Annotated in this window: 17 protein-coding genes and 1 riboswitch; of the genes, 5 read left to right on the plus strand and 12 right to left on the minus strand. The window is 71.1% G+C overall.

What is annotated here, in order from left to right; genetic code table 11:
• Positions 1-18 precede the first annotated feature (18 nt).
• The 9 genes from ACIRQF_RS17940 to ACIRQF_RS17980 form a co-directional block, all read right to left on the minus strand.
• Entirely contained in the window at positions 19-699 is a 681-nt protein-coding gene (locus tag ACIRQF_RS17940) for a trimeric intracellular cation channel family protein (RefSeq protein ID WP_376638355.1), read from the minus strand.
• 166 nt (positions 700-865) lie between these two features.
• Positions 866-2,116 carry an ABC transporter ATP-binding protein gene (locus ACIRQF_RS17945; RefSeq protein ID WP_404093199.1) on the minus strand — a complete coding sequence of 417 codons (1,251 nt, stop codon included), beginning with the start codon at positions 2,114-2,116 and terminating at the stop codon, positions 866-868.
• An 8-nt stretch (positions 2,117-2,124) separates the two neighbouring features.
• Positions 2,125-3,231, minus strand: a complete 1,107-nt coding sequence (locus tag ACIRQF_RS17950) for an ABC transporter ATP-binding protein (protein WP_382484395.1) — start codon at positions 3,229-3,231, stop codon at positions 2,125-2,127.
• On the minus strand, positions 3,228-4,226 hold the full coding sequence (locus tag ACIRQF_RS17955) for an ABC transporter permease (protein ID WP_376638357.1): 999 nt from the start codon (positions 4,224-4,226) through the stop codon (positions 3,228-3,230). The genes ACIRQF_RS17950 and ACIRQF_RS17955 overlap by 4 nt, the downstream gene beginning before the upstream one ends.
• A 123-nt stretch (positions 4,227-4,349) precedes the next feature.
• Positions 4,350-6,122: an ABC transporter substrate-binding protein gene (locus ACIRQF_RS17960; protein WP_382484399.1), complete on the minus strand. Its 1,773-nt coding sequence runs from the start codon at positions 6,120-6,122 to the stop codon at positions 4,350-4,352.
• A 110-nt stretch (positions 6,123-6,232) separates the two neighbouring features.
• A complete protein-coding gene (locus ACIRQF_RS17965; protein WP_376638359.1) occupies positions 6,233-7,234 on the minus strand; it encodes an ABC transporter permease in 1,002 nt (333 codons plus the stop codon).
• A gap of 334 nt (positions 7,235-7,568) precedes the next feature.
• Positions 7,569-8,360 (minus strand): enhanced serine sensitivity protein SseB C-terminal domain-containing protein, encoded by a 792-nt coding sequence (locus ACIRQF_RS17970; protein WP_404093202.1) that lies wholly within the window; start codon positions 8,358-8,360, stop codon positions 7,569-7,571.
• Positions 8,361-8,467: 107 nt separating this feature from the next.
• The gene (locus ACIRQF_RS17975; protein ID WP_376638361.1) at positions 8,468-9,205 is read right to left on the minus strand and encodes an enhanced serine sensitivity protein SseB; all 738 of its coding nucleotides are present in this window, start codon (positions 9,203-9,205) and stop codon (positions 8,468-8,470) included.
• Between the two features lie 98 nt (positions 9,206-9,303).
• Complete coding sequence (locus ACIRQF_RS17980; RefSeq protein WP_403517863.1) at positions 9,304-9,978, minus strand: AAA family ATPase; 675 nt, start codon at positions 9,976-9,978, stop codon at positions 9,304-9,306.
• A gap of 153 nt (positions 9,979-10,131) precedes the next feature.
• Positions 10,132-10,230: riboswitch (glycine riboswitch) on the plus strand.
• A gap of 158 nt (positions 10,231-10,388) precedes the next feature.
• On the opposite strand from ACIRQF_RS17980, the gene gcvT reads away from it, so the two are divergent.
• The 4 genes from gcvT to ACIRQF_RS18000 all read left to right on the plus strand — a co-directional run bounded on the left by gcvT (position 10,389) and on the right by ACIRQF_RS18000 (position 14,839).
• Positions 10,389-11,513, plus strand: coding sequence for a glycine cleavage system aminomethyltransferase GcvT (gene gcvT / locus ACIRQF_RS17985; protein ID WP_376638363.1), 1,125 nt, complete (start codon positions 10,389-10,391; stop codon positions 11,511-11,513).
• 112 nt (positions 11,514-11,625) lie between these two features.
• On the plus strand, positions 11,626-12,003 hold the full coding sequence (gcvH, locus tag ACIRQF_RS17990) for a glycine cleavage system protein GcvH (RefSeq protein WP_376638364.1): 378 nt from the start codon (positions 11,626-11,628) through the stop codon (positions 12,001-12,003).
• 24 nt (positions 12,004-12,027) lie between these two features.
• Positions 12,028-13,287, plus strand: a complete 1,260-nt coding sequence (gene glyA / locus ACIRQF_RS17995; protein WP_365338071.1) for a serine hydroxymethyltransferase — start codon at positions 12,028-12,030, stop codon at positions 13,285-13,287.
• Between the two features lie 166 nt (positions 13,288-13,453).
• Positions 13,454-14,839: an L-serine ammonia-lyase gene (locus tag ACIRQF_RS18000; RefSeq protein ID WP_376638365.1), complete on the plus strand. Its 1,386-nt coding sequence runs from the start codon at positions 13,454-13,456 to the stop codon at positions 14,837-14,839.
• A gap of 158 nt (positions 14,840-14,997) precedes the next feature.
• Here the strand turns inward: ACIRQF_RS18000 and ACIRQF_RS18005 are convergent, their stop codons facing one another.
• The 3 genes from ACIRQF_RS18005 to ACIRQF_RS18015 all read right to left on the minus strand — a co-directional run bounded on the left by ACIRQF_RS18005 (position 14,998) and on the right by ACIRQF_RS18015 (position 17,306).
• The gene (locus tag ACIRQF_RS18005; RefSeq protein WP_404093206.1) at positions 14,998-15,639 is read right to left on the minus strand and encodes a hypothetical protein; all 642 of its coding nucleotides are present in this window, start codon (positions 15,637-15,639) and stop codon (positions 14,998-15,000) included.
• The gene (locus ACIRQF_RS18010) at positions 15,636-16,898 is read right to left on the minus strand and encodes a hypothetical protein (RefSeq protein WP_404093209.1); all 1,263 of its coding nucleotides are present in this window, start codon (positions 16,896-16,898) and stop codon (positions 15,636-15,638) included. The genes ACIRQF_RS18005 and ACIRQF_RS18010 overlap by 4 nt, the downstream gene beginning before the upstream one ends.
• Before the next feature lie 192 nt (positions 16,899-17,090).
• Positions 17,091-17,306 carry an EF-hand domain-containing protein gene (locus ACIRQF_RS18015; RefSeq protein WP_376638368.1) on the minus strand — a complete coding sequence of 72 codons (216 nt, stop codon included), beginning with the start codon at positions 17,304-17,306 and terminating at the stop codon, positions 17,091-17,093.
• A 74-nt stretch (positions 17,307-17,380) separates the two neighbouring features.
• Here ACIRQF_RS18015 and ACIRQF_RS18020 point away from each other — a divergent pair, with 74 nt between their 5' ends.
• Positions 17,381-18,019: a GNAT family N-acetyltransferase gene (locus ACIRQF_RS18020; RefSeq protein ID WP_404093211.1), complete on the plus strand. Its 639-nt coding sequence runs from the start codon at positions 17,381-17,383 to the stop codon at positions 18,017-18,019.
• The last annotated feature ends 14 nt before the right edge of the window (positions 18,020-18,033 follow it).

Here is an 18,033-nt window from a genome sequence, read left to right on the forward strand (position 1 = left end):
TCCGCGACGGTACAGGATTTAGCTACTGAGCGGTAGCTTTTCTGTCTCCTCGCGGGCGGATGAGCGCCGGTTCCAGGCGCGCGGGGCCCGCCAGTGGAAGCGCATCGCGAGGAGGCGCAGGACGAACGCCGTCGCCACGGCGGTGCCGCTGGTGTAGGCGTTCAGCACGTCGAAGCGGATGCAGAGCACGACCATCGTCGCGCCCACGATCGCCGGCACGGCGTAGAGGTCACGGTCCCAGCGCAGCAGCGAGGGCACCTCGTTCGCCAGGACGTCGCGCAGCACGCCGCCGCCGACCGCCGTGGCGAGCCCGAGCGCCGCGGAGAAGGTCAGGCCCAGGCCGTAGTCGTACGCCTTGGTCGTGCCGGTGACGCAGAACAGCCCGAGGCCCGCCGCGTCGAAGACGTTCACCGCGTTCTGGGTGCGCTCGACCTCCGGGTGCAGGAAGAAGACGAGCACCGTGGCGACCAGCGGCATCAGGAAGTAGCCGAGGTCCGTGAAGGCGGCGGGCGGGACGGCTCCGATGATCAGGTCCCGGATGAGCCCGCCGCCGAGCGCCGTGACCTCGGCGAGGACGGCGATGCCGAAGACGTCGAAGTTCTTGCGGACGGCGAGGAGGGCGCCGGAGATCGCGAAGACGAAGATGCCGACGAGGTCGAGCGCGTGTTGGACGGAGGGATTGAACAGATCGTGGAGCACCGCCCCATTGTCCCGGTCCCGGGGAAGGGCTCGGCCCCACGCCGGGCCCGGTCCGGCGTGATCCCCCGCACCACGCCTCCCCTGGTCCCGGCGGGCCACCGGGCCGAGGAGCCCCGCGAAACGCGTGAGGCCCCCGCTGCCCGGGCAGCGGGGGCCTCATCTGCGTTCACGCCTCCGGCGACTTCTCCGTCTTCGCCGGAGCGTCCGCCTCGGTGACCTCGTCGGCTTCGGCGGCCTCGGGCCGGGCGCCCTCCGGCTCGGCGGCCTCGGCGGTCGACGCCTCCGCGGCGGCCTCGGCCTCGGGCTCCTCCGCCTCGGCCCCGGCCTTCGCCGCGACCTCCGCAGGCTCCGCCGGCTTCGGCTCCGTCGGGGCCTTCGTGATCGTGACCTCGACCGACTCCCGCGCCGCCGGGACCGTCAGGCCCTCCGCGTTCTCCGGGTGGTGGCAGGCCACGCGCTGGCCCGGGCGGAGCTCCAGGAGCGGGGGCTCCTGGGTCTTGCAGACCTCCGTGGCCTTCCAGCAGCGCGTGTGGAAGCGGCAGCCCGGGGGCGGGGCGATCGGCGACGGGACGTCACCGGTCAGCAGGATGCGGTCGGTCTTCGCACCACGTCGGCGCGGGTCCGGGATCGGGACCGCGGACATCAGGGCGCGCGTGTACGGGTGCATCGGGGCCTCGTACAGGGACTTGCGGTCGGCGAGCTCGACGACCTTGCCCAGGTACATCACCGCGATCCGGTCCGAGACGTGGCGGATCACGGAGAGGTCGTGGGCGATGATCACGTACGTGAGGCCCAGTTCCTCCTGGAGGTCGTCCAGGAGGTTGACCACCTGCGCCTGGATGGAGACGTCCAGGGCCGAGACGGGCTCGTCCGCGATGACCAGCTTCGGCTTCAGGGCCAGGGCGCGGGCGATGCCGATGCGCTGGCGCTGACCGCCGGAGAACTCGTGCGGGTAGCGGTTGTAGTGCTCGGGGTTGAGGCCGACCAGGCCCAGGAGGCGCTGGACCTCCTTCTTCACGCCGCCCTCGGGCTCGACGCCCTGCAGCTTGAAGGGGGCCGAGACGATCGAGCCGACCGTGTGGCGCGGGTTCAGCGAGCCGTACGGGTCCTGGAAGATCATCTGGATGTCGCGGCGCAGCGGGCGCATCTTCGCCACCCCGAGGTGGGAGATGTCCGTGCCCTCGAACTCGATCCGTCCGCCCGTGGGTTCCAGCAGGCGGGTGATCAGGCGGCCCATCGTCGACTTGCCGCAGCCGGACTCGCCGACGACGCCGAGGGTCTCACCGGGGTAGACCTCGAAGTCGATGCCGTCGACCGCCTTCACGGCGCCGGTCTGCCGCTGCAGCAGGCCCTTCCTGATGGGGAAGTGCTTCTGCAGGCCGGTGACCTTGAGCAGGGGCTCCGGCGAGGATTCCATGGTGTCGGTCACAGCTTCGGCGCAATCTCTTCGGTCCAGATCCGGGTCCGCTCCTCGGGCGCCATGTGGCAGGCCGAGAAGTGGCGGCTGCCGGTCTCGGTCAGCTCGGGGCGCACGGTCCGGGTGATCCCGCCCTTGGGGACGTCCGCGTACGGGCAGCGCGGGTTGAAGGCGCAGCCGCTCGGGATGTTGATGAGGCTGGGCGGGTTGCCCTTGACCGGGATGAGCCGGTCGGTCTGCTCCCGGTCGATGCGCGGCATGGAGCCGAGCAGTCCCCAGGTGTAGGGGTGCTGGGGCTCGTAGAAGACGTCCTCGGCCGAGCCGCGCTCCACGCACCGCCCGCCGTACATGACGAGGATGTCGTCGGCGATCTCGGCGACGACGCCGAGGTCGTGGGTGATGATGATGACCGCGGAGCCGAACTCCTTCTGCAGGTCCCGGATCAGGTCGAGGATCTGGGCCTGGACGGTCACGTCGAGCGCGGTGGTGGGCTCGTCCGCGATGAGCAGCTCGGGGTTGTTGACCAGCGCCATCGCGATCATCGCGCGCTGGCGCATGCCGCCGGAGAACTCGTGCGGGTAGTTGTCGAACCGCTTGGCCGGCTCGGGGATGCCCACGCGGTCGAGGAGTTCGACGGCCCGCTTGCGGGCGGTCTTCTTGTCGACCTGGTTGTGGACCCGGTAGGCCTCCACGATCTGGTGGCCGACCGTGTAGTAGGGGTGCATCGCGGACAGCGGGTCCTGGAAGATCATCGCCATCTCGCGGCCGCGCATGCGGCGCACCTCTTCGGGGTCCGCGGTGAGCATCTCCCGCCCGTTGAGCCAGATCTCGCCGGAGATGCGGGCCTTCTGCCGGCCGTACTGGCCGACGGTGTGCAGGCCCATGATGCCGAGCGAGGTGACCGACTTGCCGGAGCCGGACTCGCCCACGATGCCGAGGGTCCTGCCCTTCTCCAGCTGGAAGGTGAGGCCGTCGACCGACTTCACCAGACCGTCGTCGGTCGGGAAGTGGATCTTGAGGTCGCGGACGTCGAGGAAGGCGTCCGACGGGGCGTCCTTGCCGGACGCGACCGGCTCGCCGAGGGCGGCGCCGGTCTTCGTCAGCTTGTCGGTCATGCGAGCCTCACTCGGGGGTCGATCACGGCGTACAGCAGGTCGACCACGAGGTTCGCGATGACCACGCAGGACGCCGTCACGAGGGTGACCGCCAGGATCAGCGGCAGGTCGCGCTCGCTCACGCCCTTGATGGCGAGGCCGCCGAGGCCGTGGAGGCTGAACGCGGTCTCCGTCAGGATCGCGCCGCCGATCAGGGCGCCGAGGTCCATGCCGAAGATGGTCAGGATGGGGGTCATGGTGGAGCGCATGGCGTGCTTGCCGAGCACCACCGGCTCCGGCAGGCCCTTGGCCCGCGCGGTGCGGATGTAGTCCTCGCCCAGGACCTCCAGCATGGTGGCGCGGGTGAGCCGCGCGTACATCGCCGCGTAGAGGAAGGCGAGGGTGACCCAGGGCAGCAGCAGGCCGCCGAACCAGCCGCCGAAGGACTCGCTGATCGGCACGTAGGAGGCGTTGAGCCAGCCCAGCTGCGTGCGGAAGACGAGCATCGCCAGCATGGCGGTGAAGAAGATGGGGAGCGAGACGCCCGCGAGCGCGGTGATCATCGCGGCCCGGTCGATGATCGTGCCCCGCTTGAGCGCGGAGAGGACACCGGTGGAGACGCCCATGACCAGCCACAGCACCGCGGCGCCGAGCACCATGGAGAGCGTGACCGGGAACGCGTCGACCAGCATCGACCAGACGTCCTGCTCGGTGCGGAACGAGTAGCCGAGGCACGGGGCCGCGCAGTGGATGGTCTCGCCGCCGCCCGTGTAGTCACGGCCGACGAAGATTCCGGAGACGAAGTGCCAGAACTGCACCAGGATCGGCTCGTCCAGGCCCAGCTTCTGACGGATGCCCTCAATGGAAGCCGGATCCGCCTGCTTGCCGACGAACATCGCGGCAGGGTCACTGCCGGTCATCTTGGGGATGAGGAAGAAGATGCTGAGCGTCACCAGCGTGACGACGAGCAGCATCATGACGACGGCGAAGAGCCGTCGGATTATGTATGCAAGCATGCGGTCGGCCGGTCGGCGGCCGGGGGACCCGATCGGATCCCCCGGCCGCCGCGCACGGCCCTCACCTGCCCTTCGGACCTAGCGGCGGGTGCGCCGTTGGAGCGAGTTGGTTTCTGACTCGGCTTACTTGACGACGCCGAGCGACGCGTAGTCGTAGCGGCCGTTGTAGGCGTCGGCCGTGTAGACGTTCGTCAGTCGCGAACCGCGCCAGATGATGTTCTTCTCGTGGGTGAAGGGCAGGTAGACCGCGGCCTCCGAGACCTTCGTGTTGATCTGCTTGTAGAGCTCGCCGGCCTTGTCCGGGTCGGTCTCCTTCAGCGCCTGGTCGAACAGGCCGTTGACGGCCGGGTCGTTCAGCTCCGAGAAGTTGTTGTTGCCGCTCTGCAGGATGAAGCGTCCGTCGACGAGCGGCTGCAGGAAGCCCTGGCCGGTCGGGAAGTCGGCGCCCCAGCCCATGATGATGATGCCGTAGCCCTTCTCCTTGACCACCTTCGGCGAACCGATGATGCCGGAGGTCTGGGCGCCGTCGAACTGGTCGATCTGGGCGTCGATGCCGACGGCCTTCAGCGACTGCTGCAGGGACTCGGCGGTGGCGATCTCGATCTTCTTGTTGTTACGGACGGCGATCGTGGTCTTGAAGCCGTTCGGCTGACCGCACTTCTTCAGCGCCTCCTTCGCCTTGGCGATGTCCGGGGCGCCACCGAGCTTGCCGTACGGGTCGGCCTTCGGGTCGGCACCCTTGATCGCCGGCGGCAGCATGTTGGAGGCGATGTCGCCACCGGCCTGCGGGCCACCACGCGCGGTCTGGAGGGACTTGGAGTCGGCCGCGTAGATGATCGCCTTGCGGCACTCGATGTTCGGGATCACCGTCTGCGGGAACACCGCGTAGCGGATGAAGCCGGTCTGCGGGTTGTCCACGTTGCCCTTGTGCTGCTGGAGCACCTTCTGGCGGGCGGAGGCACCGACACCGGTCGCGTTGATGTCGAGGTCGTACTCGCCCTCGACCAGGCGGTTGTCCATGTCGTCGGCGTTCGTGGTGAACGTGACGGAGATGGTGTCCGGAAGCGCCTTGCGGACGTTGTCCGTCTTCGCGTCCCACTTGTCGTTGCGGACGAGCTTCATGGACTTGTTCGGCGTGTACGACTGCCACTTGTACGGGCCGGAGGAGAAGACGTTCAGGCCGTACTTGGCCCGGGTGTCCTTGTCCTGACGGACCGGGGAGGCGGCCGGCATGGCCAGCATCTGCAGGAAGTCACCGTTGGCGACCGGCAGCTTGAAGACGATCGTCTTGTCGTCCGGGGTCTCGATCGCCTTCAGGCCGAGCTTGTCCGCGGAGGTGTCCTTGTACGGGCCCGCGTACGTCTTCTTCGGGTCCAGGACCTGCTGCAGGTAGATCGGGCCGCCGGAGATGACGTCCTGGGCCCAGATGCGCTCGATGCCGTACTTGACGTCCTTGGAGGTGATCGGCTTGCCGTCCTCCCAGGTGACCCCGTCCTTCAGCGTGAAGGTGTAGGTCAGGCCGTCGGCCGAGACCTTGCCGGCGTCCGTGGCGAGGTCGGGGACCAGCTCGGTGGAGGCGGCGCCCGGCTCGGACTTGAAGGTGACCAGCTGACGCGTGTAGTAGCGCTGGAAGTCCCAGACGAAGCCGTAGTAGCCGCGCTGCGGGTCCCAGCTGTCGGCCTCCTGCGAGCCGATGAACTTCAGCTCGCCGCCCTTCTTGTCGGAGGCGTTCGCGACCTTGTTCACACCGGCGTTGAAGCCGGGCGCGCCGGCCTCGCCCTTGCCGCCACCGCTGCCGCCGTTGCCGCCGCCACAGGCGGTGGTGACGACCATCGTGGCCGCGGCGAGCAGCGCGCCCGCGGCGATTCTGCGCCTCTGGGAGCTGTTCAGAGTCATGGTCGAGCAACCTCCGAAGTAGTGGCGGCCGTTGTCACGGTGGTCCGCCGTTGGGGATGTGCCTCCTGTCGACAGCGGCAGGGGCTGGTCTTGCGGTGAACGGCGTACGGTCAGCGGGAGCCCTTCGGGTCGAGCGCGTCACGCACGCCGTCGCCGAAGAGGTTGAACGCGAGCACGGTGATGAAGATGGCGAGGCCGGGGATCACCATGAACAGGGGGTCCGACTCGTAGGTCGTGATGGCCGTCGAGAGCATCTGTCCCCACGAGGCCGTGGGCGGCTTCACACCGGCGCCGAGGAAGCTGAGCGCCGCTTCGGTGAGGATGTTGGTGGGGATCATCAGCGTCGCGTAGACGGTGATCGGGGCGATCAGGTTGGGCAGCAGCTCGCGGCGCAGGATGTAGAACCGGCCGGCGCCGAGGCTCTGCGCGGCCTCCACGTACTCGCGGTTGCGCAGGCTGAGGGTCTGGCCGCGGACGATGCGGCCGACGTACGGCCAGCCGAAGAAACCGATCACGAGGACCAGTGCGGCGATGCGGACGCCCGAGCCGTCGAGACCGAGCAGCTCGTTGGGCAGCACCGAGACCAGGGCGATGGTGAACAGCAGCTGCGGGAAGGCGAGCATCACGTCCATGACCCGGCTGAGCGCCGCGTCGATCCAGCCGCCGAAGTAGCCGGCGATGATGCCGAGGATGGTGCCGAGGGCCACCGCGAAGAGTGCGGCGAGGAAGGCGACGAGCAGCGAGATGCGGGCGCCGTAGACGATGCGGCTGAAGACGTCGCGGCCGTTGACCGGCTCGACCCCGAAGAGGAAGTCGGAGCTGGCGCCGCCCCAGGAGCCGATCGGGGTGCCGAAGAGCGGGTCGATCTGGTCCTCGTGGAACTCGTCCGGCGGGTGGCCGAGGAGTCCGACGATGAGCGGGGCGAAGATCGCGACCAGGACCAGGAAGACGACGACGAAGGCGCCCGCGAGGGCGAGCTTGTCCCGCTTGAGCCTGGCCCACGCGATCTGCCAGGGGGAACGGCCCTCGATCGCCTTGGCGGGCGCGTCGGGCACGGCGTCGACGGCGGCGGCGTGTTCGGCCGCGCTCGTCTCGTGCAGTGGTGCCGTCATCGTGGTGAGGACCCCTCTCGGCCGCCGGGTCGGCCGGCCCTTGCCCGCCGCGGGTAGCGGCTCGGTGGAACAACTGCTGGCACCGGCCCTGCGGGGCCGAACGCCTGGTGTTCCGGGGAGTCTTCAATGGGCCCGCGATCACCCGCCAGACCCCGCGGGGAATGTTTGCGTAAACGTGATGCGGTGCGCTGTCTTCCGTTATCCGGACGTCAGGAACGCGTGAGCGGACCATCTCGGCCGCTATTCGACCAGATCGGACATCCCACCCAACTCCTGTCGGGCAGGAGTTAATTGGGGTGACAGGAGAGGGACAGGGGTGATGGATCCGGGCGAATCAGTACGCGCGGGGCGCGGCCGGCGGATAGCCGTAGCCGGAAGCGGGCGGGGCCGCGGGAGCGGCGTGCGCGTCACGGGCGTAGAAGGGGCGCGCGTGGGCCTGCAGCCACATCGCGACCGGGTCGTACGTGTCGGACATCGCGACCGTGGAGACGGGCAGGCCGTCGGGGACGGCGGTGACCGTGCGGTGCATCATCGCCCGGACCGTCTCGACGGAGGCCGGCGAGGAGTCGTACAGGTCGAGGCCGATGGCGAGGTACGGGGAGCCGAGCGCGGGCTGCACCCAGGCGCGCCGCAGCGAGCGGACGGCCGGGGTGCGGTGGGCGTTCTGCGTGAGGAGGGCGTAGAACTGCGGGATCTCGACGGCGGGCTCGGACAGCCGCAGGGGTCCGGCGGGCATCCGGCCCAGACCGGTCGCGATGCGGCGCAGATCGGCCCAGGGGATGCCGACGCCGCCGCCGGGGGCGTGCGGATTGAGCCAGATGCCCCAGCGGTCGGGGTAGAGGGCGCGGGCGATGTCCAGACCGGAGACGACCTCGTGGGCACGGTTCCAGCCGGAGGCGGCGAGCTCCTGGGCGGAGGTCACGCACGGGGCGTAGCCGTGGCCGTCGACCTCCATGTTCCCGTACTGGGCGTCGGGCGATCCGGGACCGCCCTGCCACAGGAGCATCCAGACCTCGCCGTCGGTGAGGGCGTGCAGCAGCTCCTCGTAGGCGTCGTGGCGCCCGGGCGCCACCTGGCGCAGCGTGCGCTCGACCTTTCCGGCCGCAGCGGTGCCTGACGCGCTCACCGTGGGTCCCGCCCCTCTTTTCGTCACGCGGTCTGGATGGCTTGCTGGATGGCTCGCAGGTGGGCTATCGCAGCTTCTGAATCAGTTCAGCTTAAACAGGGGGGCCGTCACACGGCGGCGCGCTGGAAGAAGGGGCGCACCTTCTCCAGCATCCAGTCGCCCACGGGGTCCTGCGCCACGTCGAGCAGGATGAGGTTGACCGGCCAGGCGACCTCGACCCGGCCGAGGGCACGGCCGAGGGCGTCGAGCGGGACGTTGCGGTCGACGTCGGGGCCGGTGAGCTGGACGCCGACGAAGAGGGCGGGTTCGGTGCCCTCGACGCTGGCCAGGGTGCGGCGGGCGGTGGCGATCACGCCGGTGGCCTCGAACTCGGCGGACGCGGCGGCGAGGAAGTCGACCGGGTCGTCCTGCCAGTCGGGCTCGAAGAGGCGGACGCGGCCGCCGCCGGCGGGCCCGTCGAGAGCGGTGCGGCCGGACCGGCAGAGCTCGGCGACGGCGGGCGGGGGCAGCGGGACGCCGACGGTGCCTCCGGGGTTCACGGCGATGCCGAGCTGCGGGGGCAGACCGCGGGCGAAGTCGCGGGCGGGGGCGACGGTGTACGACATGTGCTCGCCGGCGATGGCGAGGAACTGCTGCTCGGAACTGAAGACGGGCACGTAGGGCGAGCCGTCGATCTCCAGTGTGGGCAGGTCGAGCTCGGCACTGTCCGGTCCGCCGCCGTTGGGCAGCGGCACCCAGACGGGGCTGCGGCCGAGGACCTCGACCAGCCGTCCGCCGGCGGAGGGGTTGCCGAGCGAGGCGGCCAGTACTTCCTCGAGCTCGTTGCCCGGCCACGTCACGTTCACGGTTCTTCGTCCCCTTCCGGCACTCGGTGCGGTCAGCACCTTAACGGCGGCTCGACGCCTCCGTGACCGAAAAGGACGCGCGAAGGGGTGGGAGTGGTTCAGGACACGTCGCGGAAGCCGATCCTCCGCAGGGTGTCGGCGGCGTCGCGGTCGAGCAGGGTGACCGAGGCGCAGCCGGGCGGCAGGGCGCCGGCCTCGGCGGTGCGCACCAGGCGCCCCACGGCGCGGCGGTGCCGGGCGAAGGCGTAGCCGGAGACGCCGCGGCCGCGCTCCGCCTGGCCGGCCCGGGCGGTCTCGGGGTCGACGTCGAGCAGGATCAGGTGCAGGGCGGCGCCCCGCCGGCGCGCCTCACGGGCGAGCCAGCCGCGCACCCAGGACTGGGTGCCGCAGTCGTGCACGACGACGCCCGCGCCGGAGCGCAGGGCGCGCCGGAGGCCCGCGTAGTGGGCGAGGCGGGCGAGCGGGCGGTAGACCGCGTACGGCAGCAGTCGGGGCAGCCGGGCCTCCCAGCGCTCGCGGGTGTCCTGCGAGTCGATGGCGCGGCCCTCGGCGGCGCGGCCCATGAGGGTCGACTTGCCGGCTCCGGGCAGCCCGGAGACGACCACGACGTCACCGGCCTCGAAGCTGAGCACCCGGGGGCTGCGTCCGCCGCGCTCACGGAGGTCCCGCAGCAGCCGCGCGCGGCGTCGGCTGCGGGCCCGGGCCCGGGCTCCGGCACGCTGGACCGGTATGCCCGCACTTGCGGCGTAGGCGCCGGTGCGCTGGATCGTCATCGCTCACTCCCCCCGTCGGGCCTGCGGAGACCCTTGCCCACAAAGTGTAAAGAAACGGTAATGAGACGCAAGCGATTTGCCGCGCGGACCCGCCGTGCAATGATGAGCGCGCCAGGCGCTCGCACGAGCGCCCACAACCGCATACCGGCCGCTCGAATCCGCGCGGGAGAGTTCCGGGGCACCCTGTGCGCCGGGCGCCGAAGGAGCAAGTACCTCCCTTGAATCTCTCAGGCCCCGTACCGCGTGGATGAGGCAGATCTGAAAAGCGGGTCGCCCTGTCGCGTCCCCACCCAAGGTGCAAGCCGAGGATGCCCTCGGTGAACCTCTCAGGTTCCATGACAGATGGGGAGGATCGTCCTCACCGTCATGCACGTCGTGCCCTGCACGCCCTGGGACCCGGGAGCCACCCCATGAGCACTGCCCCCCGTCTGACCGCCCTCGATGCGCTGCATCGTTCGCTGGGCGCGACCATGACCGACTTCGCCGGCTGGGACATGCCGCTGCGCTACGCCAGCGAGCGCGACGAGCACAACGCCGTGCGCACCAGGGCCGGCCTCTTCGACCTCTCCCACATGGGCGAGATCACGGTCACCGGCCCGCAGGCCGTGGACCTCCTGGACTACGCCCTCGTCGGCAACATCTCCACCGTGGGCAACGGCCGCGCCCGCTACACGATGATCTGCCGGGAGGACGGCGGCATCCTCGACGACCTGATCGTGTACCGCCTCGGCGAGACGGAGTACATGGTCGTCGCCAACGCCTCCAACGCGCAGGTCGTCCTCGACGCCCTCACCGAGCGCGCGGCCGGCTTCGACGCCGAGGTCCGCGACGACCGCGACGCGTACGCGCTGATCGCCGTCCAGGGCCCGGAGTCCCCCGGCATCCTGAAGTCCGTCACCGACGCCGACCTGGACGGCCTGAAGTACTACGCGGGCCTCCCCGGCACCGTCGCCGGCGTGCCCGCGCTGATCGCCCGTACCGGCTACACCGGCGAGGACGGCTTCGAGCTGTTCCTCAAGCCGGAGCACGCCGAGGGCGTGTGGCAGGCACTGACCGAGGCGGGCCAGGGCGTCGGCCTGATCCCCTGCGGCCTGTCCTGCCGCGACACGCTCCGCCTGGAGGCGGGCATGCCGCTGTACGGCCACGAGCTGACCACGGCGCTCACCCCCTTCGACGCGGGCCTGGGCCGGGTCGTGAAGTTCGAGAAGACCACGAACGAGGGCCGGTTCGTGGGCCGCGAGGCGCTGGAGAAGGCCGCCGAGCGCGCCGAGTCCGCCCCGCCGCGCAAGCTGGTCGGCCTGGTCGCCGAGGGCCGCCGGGTGCCGCGCGCCGGCATGTCCGTCGTGGCGAACGGCGAGGTCGTCGGCGAGATCACCTCCGGCGCCCCGTCCCCGACCCTGGGCAAGCCGATCGCCATGGCCTACGTGGACGCCGCCTTCGCCGCGCCCGGCACCGAGGGCGTCGGCGTCGACATCCGCGGCGCGCACGAGCCCTACGAGGTCGTGGCGCTGCCGTTCTACAAGCGCCAGAAGTGATCATGGGGCGTAAGCCCCTTCGGCGCCGGACGTGACGCATTCGTCTCAGGACACGTCTCACCCCGCAAGACCCACGTACATCAGCACTCCCCCGATCCAGGAGAATCAGCTCATGAGCAACCCCCAGCAGCTGCGTTACAGCAAGGAGCACGAGTGGCTGTCGGCCGTCGAGGACGGCGTCGCCACGGTCGGCATCACCGAGCACGCGGCCAACGCCCTCGGCGACATCGTGTACGTCCAGCTTCCCGAGGTCGGCGCCACCGTGACCGCGGGCGAGGACTGCGGCGAGCTGGAGTCCACCAAGTCGGTCAGCGAGCTGTACTCCCCGGTCACGGGTGAGGTCGTCGCGGCGAACCAGGACGTCGTGGACGACCCGGCGCTGGTGAACACCGCCCCGTTCGAGGGTGGCTGGCTGTTCAAGGTGCGCATCACGGACGAGCCGGGCGACCTGCTCTCCGCCGACGAGTACACCGCCTTCACCGCCGGCTAACCGAGACCCCCTAGGGATCGATTCATGTCGCTTCTGAACACCCCTCTCCACGAGCTGGACCCGGACGTCGCCGCCGCCGTCGACGCCGAGCTCCGCCGTCAGCAGTCCACCCTCGAGATGATCGCCTCGGAGAACTTCGCTCCGGTCGCGGTCATGGAGGCCCAGGGCTCGGTCCTCACCAACAAGTACGCCGAGGGCTACCCGGGCCGTCGCTACTACGGCGGCTGCGAGCACGTCGACGTGGCCGAGCAGATCGCGATCGACCGGATCAAGGACCTGTTCGGCGCCGAGTACGCCAACGTCCAGCCGCACTCCGGCGCCTCCGCCAACCAGGCCGCCCTGTTCGCGATCGCCCAGCCCGGCGACACGATCCTCGGCCTGGACCTGGCGCACGGCGGCCACCTCACCCACGGCATGCGCCTGAACTTCTCCGGCAAGCAGTTCAACGTGGTCGCGTACCACGTGGACGAGGCCGGTCTGGTCGACATGGCCGAGGTCGAGCGCCTCGCCAAGGAGCACCGCCCGAAGGTGATCATCGCGGGCTGGTCCGCCTACCCGCGCCAGCTGGACTTCGCCGAGTTCCGCCGGATCGCCGACGAGGTCGAGGCCTACCTGTGGGTCGACATGGCCCACTTCGCGGGCCTGGTCGCCGCGGGTCTGCACCCGAACCCGGTCGAGTACGCGGACGTGGTGACCTCCACCACGCACAAGACGCTCGGCGGCCCGCGCGGCGGCATCATCCTGGCGAAGAAGGAGTTCGCCAAGAAGCTGAACTCCTCGGTCTTCCCCGGCTTCCAGGGCGGCCCGCTGGAGCACGTGATCGCGGCCAAGGCCGTCTCCTTCAAGGTCGCGGCCTCGGAGGAGTTCAAGGAGCGCCAGGAGCGCACCCTGGAGGGCGCGAAGATCATCGCCGAGCGTCTGGTCCAGGACGACGTCACGCAGCACGGCGTCTCCGTCCTGTCCGGCGGCACCGACGTGCACCTGCTCCTCGTCGACCTGCGGAACTCGGAGCTCGACGGCCAGCAGGCCGAGGACCGGCTCCACGAGGTGGGCATCACGGTCAACCGGAACGCCGTTCCGAACGACCCGCGCCCGCCGATGGTCACCTCCGGCCTGCGCATCGGCACGCCGGCCCTCGCCACCCGCGGCTTCCGGGCCGAGGACTTCCGCGAGGTCGCCGACGTCATCGCCGAGACGCTGAAGCCCGGTTTCGACGCCGAGGCCCTGAAGGCCCGGGTGACGGCTCTCGCCGAGAAGCACCCGCTGTACCCCGGCCTGAAGTAATTTCGTACGCTTTAGTTCCAACGCTCGTTCGTACGAAAAATCCGGGGCACCGCGCACACTGGACAGTGGGCGCGGTGCCCCACCCCTTTGCCGTCCGCCCCGCTCTTCCTGCTTGTTCTGCACCACCCCGGCAGACAACGGCGTCCAGCCCCCACAAGGAGTCCCCGTGGCCATCTCGGTCTTCGACCTGTTCTCGATCGGCATCGGCCCGTCGAGCTCCCACACGGTGGGCCCGATGCGCGCGGCCCGCATGTTCGCCCGCCGCCTGAAGAACGAGGGCCTGCTCGCCCACACGGCGGCCATACGGGCGGAGCTGTACGGGTCGCTCGGTGCGACCGGCCACGGCCACGGCACCCCGAAGGCGGTGCTGCTCGGCCTGGAGGGCCACTCGCCGCGCACGGTGAATGTGGAGACCGCCGACGACGAGTTCGAGCGGATCAAGGAGAGCGGGCGGATCAACCTGCTCGGCGCCCACGAGATCCCGTTCTCGTTCGACGACGACCTGATCCTGCACCGCCGCAAGGCGCTGCCGTACCACGCCAACGGCATGACGGTCTTCGCGTACGACTCCGAGGGCGCGCTCGTCCTGGAGAAGACGTACTACTCGGTCGGCGGCGGCTTCGTCGTGGACGAGGACGCGGTCGCGGGCGAGAACCCGATCGTGCCGGACGACACCGTCCTGAAGTACCCCTTCCGCACCGGTGACGAGCTGCTCCGGCTCACCAAGGAGACCGGCCTGTCGATCTCCTCGCTGATGCTGGAGAACGAGAAGGCCTGGCGCACCGAGGACGAGATCCGCACCGGCCTCCTGGAGATCTGGCGGGTCATGCAGGCCTGCGTCTCCCGGGGCATGTCCCGCGAGGGCATCCTGCCCGGCGGCCTGAAGGTCCGCCGCCGCGCCGCCACGTCGGCCCGGAAGCTGCGCTCCGAGGGCGACCCGGCCGCGCACGCGATGGAGTGGATCACGCTCTACGCGATGGCCGTGAACGAGGAGAACGCGGCGGGCGGCCGCGTGGTCACCGCTCCGACGAACGGTGCCGCCGGCATCATCCCCGCGGTCCTGCACTACTACATGAACTTCGGCGCCGGCGGCTCCTCGGAGGAGGAGAAGGAGGACGGCGTGGTCCGCTTCCTCCTCGCCGCCGGCGCGATCGGCATGCTCTTCAAGGAGAACGCCTCCATCTCGGGCGCCGAGGTCGGCTGCCAGGGCGAGGTCGGCTCCGCCTGCTCCATGGCCGCCGGCGCCCTCGCCGAGGTCCTGGGCGGCAGCCCGGAGCAGGTCGAGAACGCCGCCGAGATCGGCATGGAGCACAACCTGGGCCTGACCTGCGACCCGGTCGGCGGCCTGGTCCAGATCCCGTGCATCGAGCGCAACGGCATGGCGGCGGTCAAGGCCGTCACGGCCGCGAAGATGTCGATGCGCGGCGACGGCAGCCACCTGGTCTCCCTCGACAAGGTCATCAAGACCATGAAGGAGACCGGCGCGGACATGAGCGTGAAGTACAAGGAGACGGCGCGCGGCGGCCTCGCGGTCAACATCATCGAGTGCTGAGCCGCTGATCCCGGCCCCCTGGGCCCTGACCGGCACGTCGTCCTCCGGACGGCGCGGTCAGGGCCCTTCGTGTCCCCGGCTCTCCCTGCGTTCCCCGGGCACGTCTTCACGAGGGGCCCGCTGACGGAGCGCGCCACCGCCGCCGGCGCCACGGAGGGTCAGCGCGTCCCGACCCCCGGGACGGTCGGGGTCTCCCGGGCTCTCGGCTCGTCCCGCAGGAGCGGGACGGGGCCGCGGGACGCGAAGGTGCCGGGCAGGTCCAGGCGGCCGCCCTTGCGCTCGGCGAGCGTCGCGCCCTGGACCGCGAGGCTCGCGTCCACCGCGCAGTCCCCCGACCGCACGCCGGTCAGACACGCGTCGCGGACCACGCACACCAGCCCTGAGACCCAGAGGACCAGATTCAGCTCCACGGCCAGGGTGCCGAGCTTCGCGCCGTCCACGTAGAGGTCGACGGTGGGCCGGTGCGTGGAGGTGATCCGGTGGCGTGCGAGCGCCACGACCTCCTCGCTGCCCGGCAGGTCCCGGGTGCGCCGCGCGGCGGCCCGCAGGGCCGAGTGGCCGCGCCAGCCGCCCGCCGCGAGATCCAGCACGTCCAGCCCCAGGAAGTCGTCCACGACCGTCGCCAGCTCGTGCTCGACGGCCCGGTCGGCGGCCGGCGTGGTGCGGCCGCGCACCGGGGCGAGCAGCGGTCCCGTCGTGCCGTGGGCCCGCAGCGGGCCGTCGAGGCCCTCCCCCGGCCCCAGCAGGAACGAGCGGACGGACGTCGTGGGCGGGGCCGTGGGGGGCGCGGTCGTGGTCATCGCTCCTCCTCGTGGAGGGTCTGGCGGCCGGGGTCCGGATGCGGGTCGAGCCGGGTGGTGTGGGTCGGGGGCTCGCCGGACGCCCGGTCCTCGGTCAGCTGCGTGGCACCGGTCGCGGGCCGGAGGGCGGCGCGTACGTGCTTGTGCACCCAGCGGGGCCCGCGGTGCAGCCGCCCGAAGTAGGCGGCCGCCGCGGCGGCGAGGGCGAGCGCGGCGCCGGACGTCGATCCGACGACCACCCCGACCGGGGTGGCGGAACCTCCGCCGCCACCGCCTCCGGAGTCACCCCCGGTGCCGGTCCCGCCGGTGTCCGTGCCACCCGTGTCCGTCCCGCCGGTGTCCGTGCCACCCGTGTCCGTCCCGCCGGTGTCCGTCCCGCCCGTGTCGGTCCCGCCGGTGTCCGTCCCGCCCGTGTCGGTCCCGCCGGTGTCCGTGCCACCCGTGTCCGTCCCGCCCGTGTCCGTGCCACCCGTGTCCGTCCCGCCCGTGTCCGTGCCACCCGTGTCGGTCCCGCCGGTGTCCGTGCCACCCGTATCCGTGCCCCCGGTGTCCGTCCCGCCGCCCGTCGGAGTGACCGTCAGCGGGGCGTCCGCGTAGCGGGACGCGTCACCGCTGCAGGCGGCCCGGAAGGTGTAGGTGTCCGGGGTGGTGTTCGGCGGGACGGTCTCGCGGTACGAGAAGTGGCCCCTTTCCGAGACGGGGAGCCCGGTGGCGATGCCGGGTCCGTCGACGATGTAGAGGTCGACGGTCCGGGGCGAGCACACGGCGAAGCCCGAGCCCTGGACGGCGATGACGTCGCCGATCGACCCGTGGTCCGGGGTGAGGGTCAGCGCCGGGTCCTCGGCGGGCGGTGGGTCGGTGGTGGTGGTGCCGCCGTCCGGCCCGCCGGTCACCGTGAAGGACGCCGACGCGGACGTGCCCTCGGGGGCACAGGTGACCGTGACCGGGTGCGGGCCCGGGGAGGCGTCCTGCGGGACCGTGAGGGAACCGTCGAGCTCCTGGGTGTCCGGGTCGTACACCGCGCCCCCGACTCCCGCCCCGTCGAAGGAGACCGACGCCGCCCCGCAGGCCGGGAAGGACCCGTGGAGGGTGACGTACCGACCGGGCGGCCCGGTGTCAGGGTCAAGGGTGAGAGAGGCCGCGGCGGCCCGGGGCAGCAGGACCGTCAGGGGTGCGAGGGCGACCGGTCCCACGCTGATCGCCGCGCTCAGGAGCACCGCCGTCAGCAATCGACGCACCAACCGCAGGGCAGTGGACATGGGGGGTGAGGGGGTGGGGGGTCACTCTCATTGTCCTCCCGCTCACGCATCGTCGCTCGTCCGGTCGGGCCGGTCACGACGGCAGACGCCCGCGGGGGTCGCCCCCCCTGCGCGTCTCCGGGGGCCGGACGGACGGCGGCTCACGTACGTACGCGTGGTCCTACGGCTCCGCCCGTCCGCGCCCCGGTCGGCTCAGGCCTGGCTGAGGTGGGACCAGAACTCGTCCCAGGAGAGCTTGCCGTCGCCGTTGTCGTCGCGCTGCTTGATGAGCGCCTCGGCCACGGTCTCCGTCACGTGGAAGTCGCCCATCTCGGCCATGACGTGCTTGTACTCGGCGGCCGTGATGAAGCCGTCCCCGTCCACGTCGAACTTGTTGAATGCCGTGCGCGCCGAATCGATGTCCGCCACTGCTTCCGCCCCTTCATGGTGCTTCGATGTCGGGGGTCAGATTAGCGGGCGGGCCGGTGACGGATGATGGCGGTATGAGCAGCGACGTGGCACGGATACTGGGGGCGGCGGCACGCGGGGAGTTCCCCCCGCCGGACGGCACGACGACGATCATCGCGCAGCCGAACGGCCGGGACGCCGGGGTGCTGTCGTTCACGGCGCACTCGGTGGTGTTCCTGGACGAGGATCCGGACTGGATCCGGGCGGAGTTGGCGGCGGCGTCGACGGATCCGCTGGTGGCGAGCATGACCCCGCGGTTCCACGCGGCGCTGATGGCGCGCACCGGCCGGTACGTGAACGCGGTCGACCTGATGACGGTCGCCGGCGCCCTGCCGGGCGAGCCGGGGATCGCACTGCGGGAGATCGAGGACAAGGAGCATCCGCGGGTGGCCCGCGCGCTGAAGTACCGCGACGAGGTCCGGGTCTGGGCCGCGGACGGCGGGGTGCTGATCATGGGCCGGGGCGTGGCGGGCCGTATGGAGGTCGCCGTCGAGGTGGACGAGGGCGTACGGCACCGGGGCCTGGGCCGGGCGCTCGCGACGGCGGCCCGGCATCTGACTCCGGACGCCGTGGTGTGGGCCCAGAACACCCCCGGCAACGCCCGCAGCGTCCGCACCTTCCAGGCGGCGGGTTACCGCCCGGTCGGCGCGGAGGCGCTGCTGGTGGCCGGCTAGGACGACGGTCCCGA

This window comes from Streptomyces sp. NPDC101191, from assembly GCF_044767915.1.
In the GTDB taxonomy this organism is placed as follows: Bacteria; Actinomycetota; Actinomycetes; order Streptomycetales; family Streptomycetaceae; genus Streptomyces.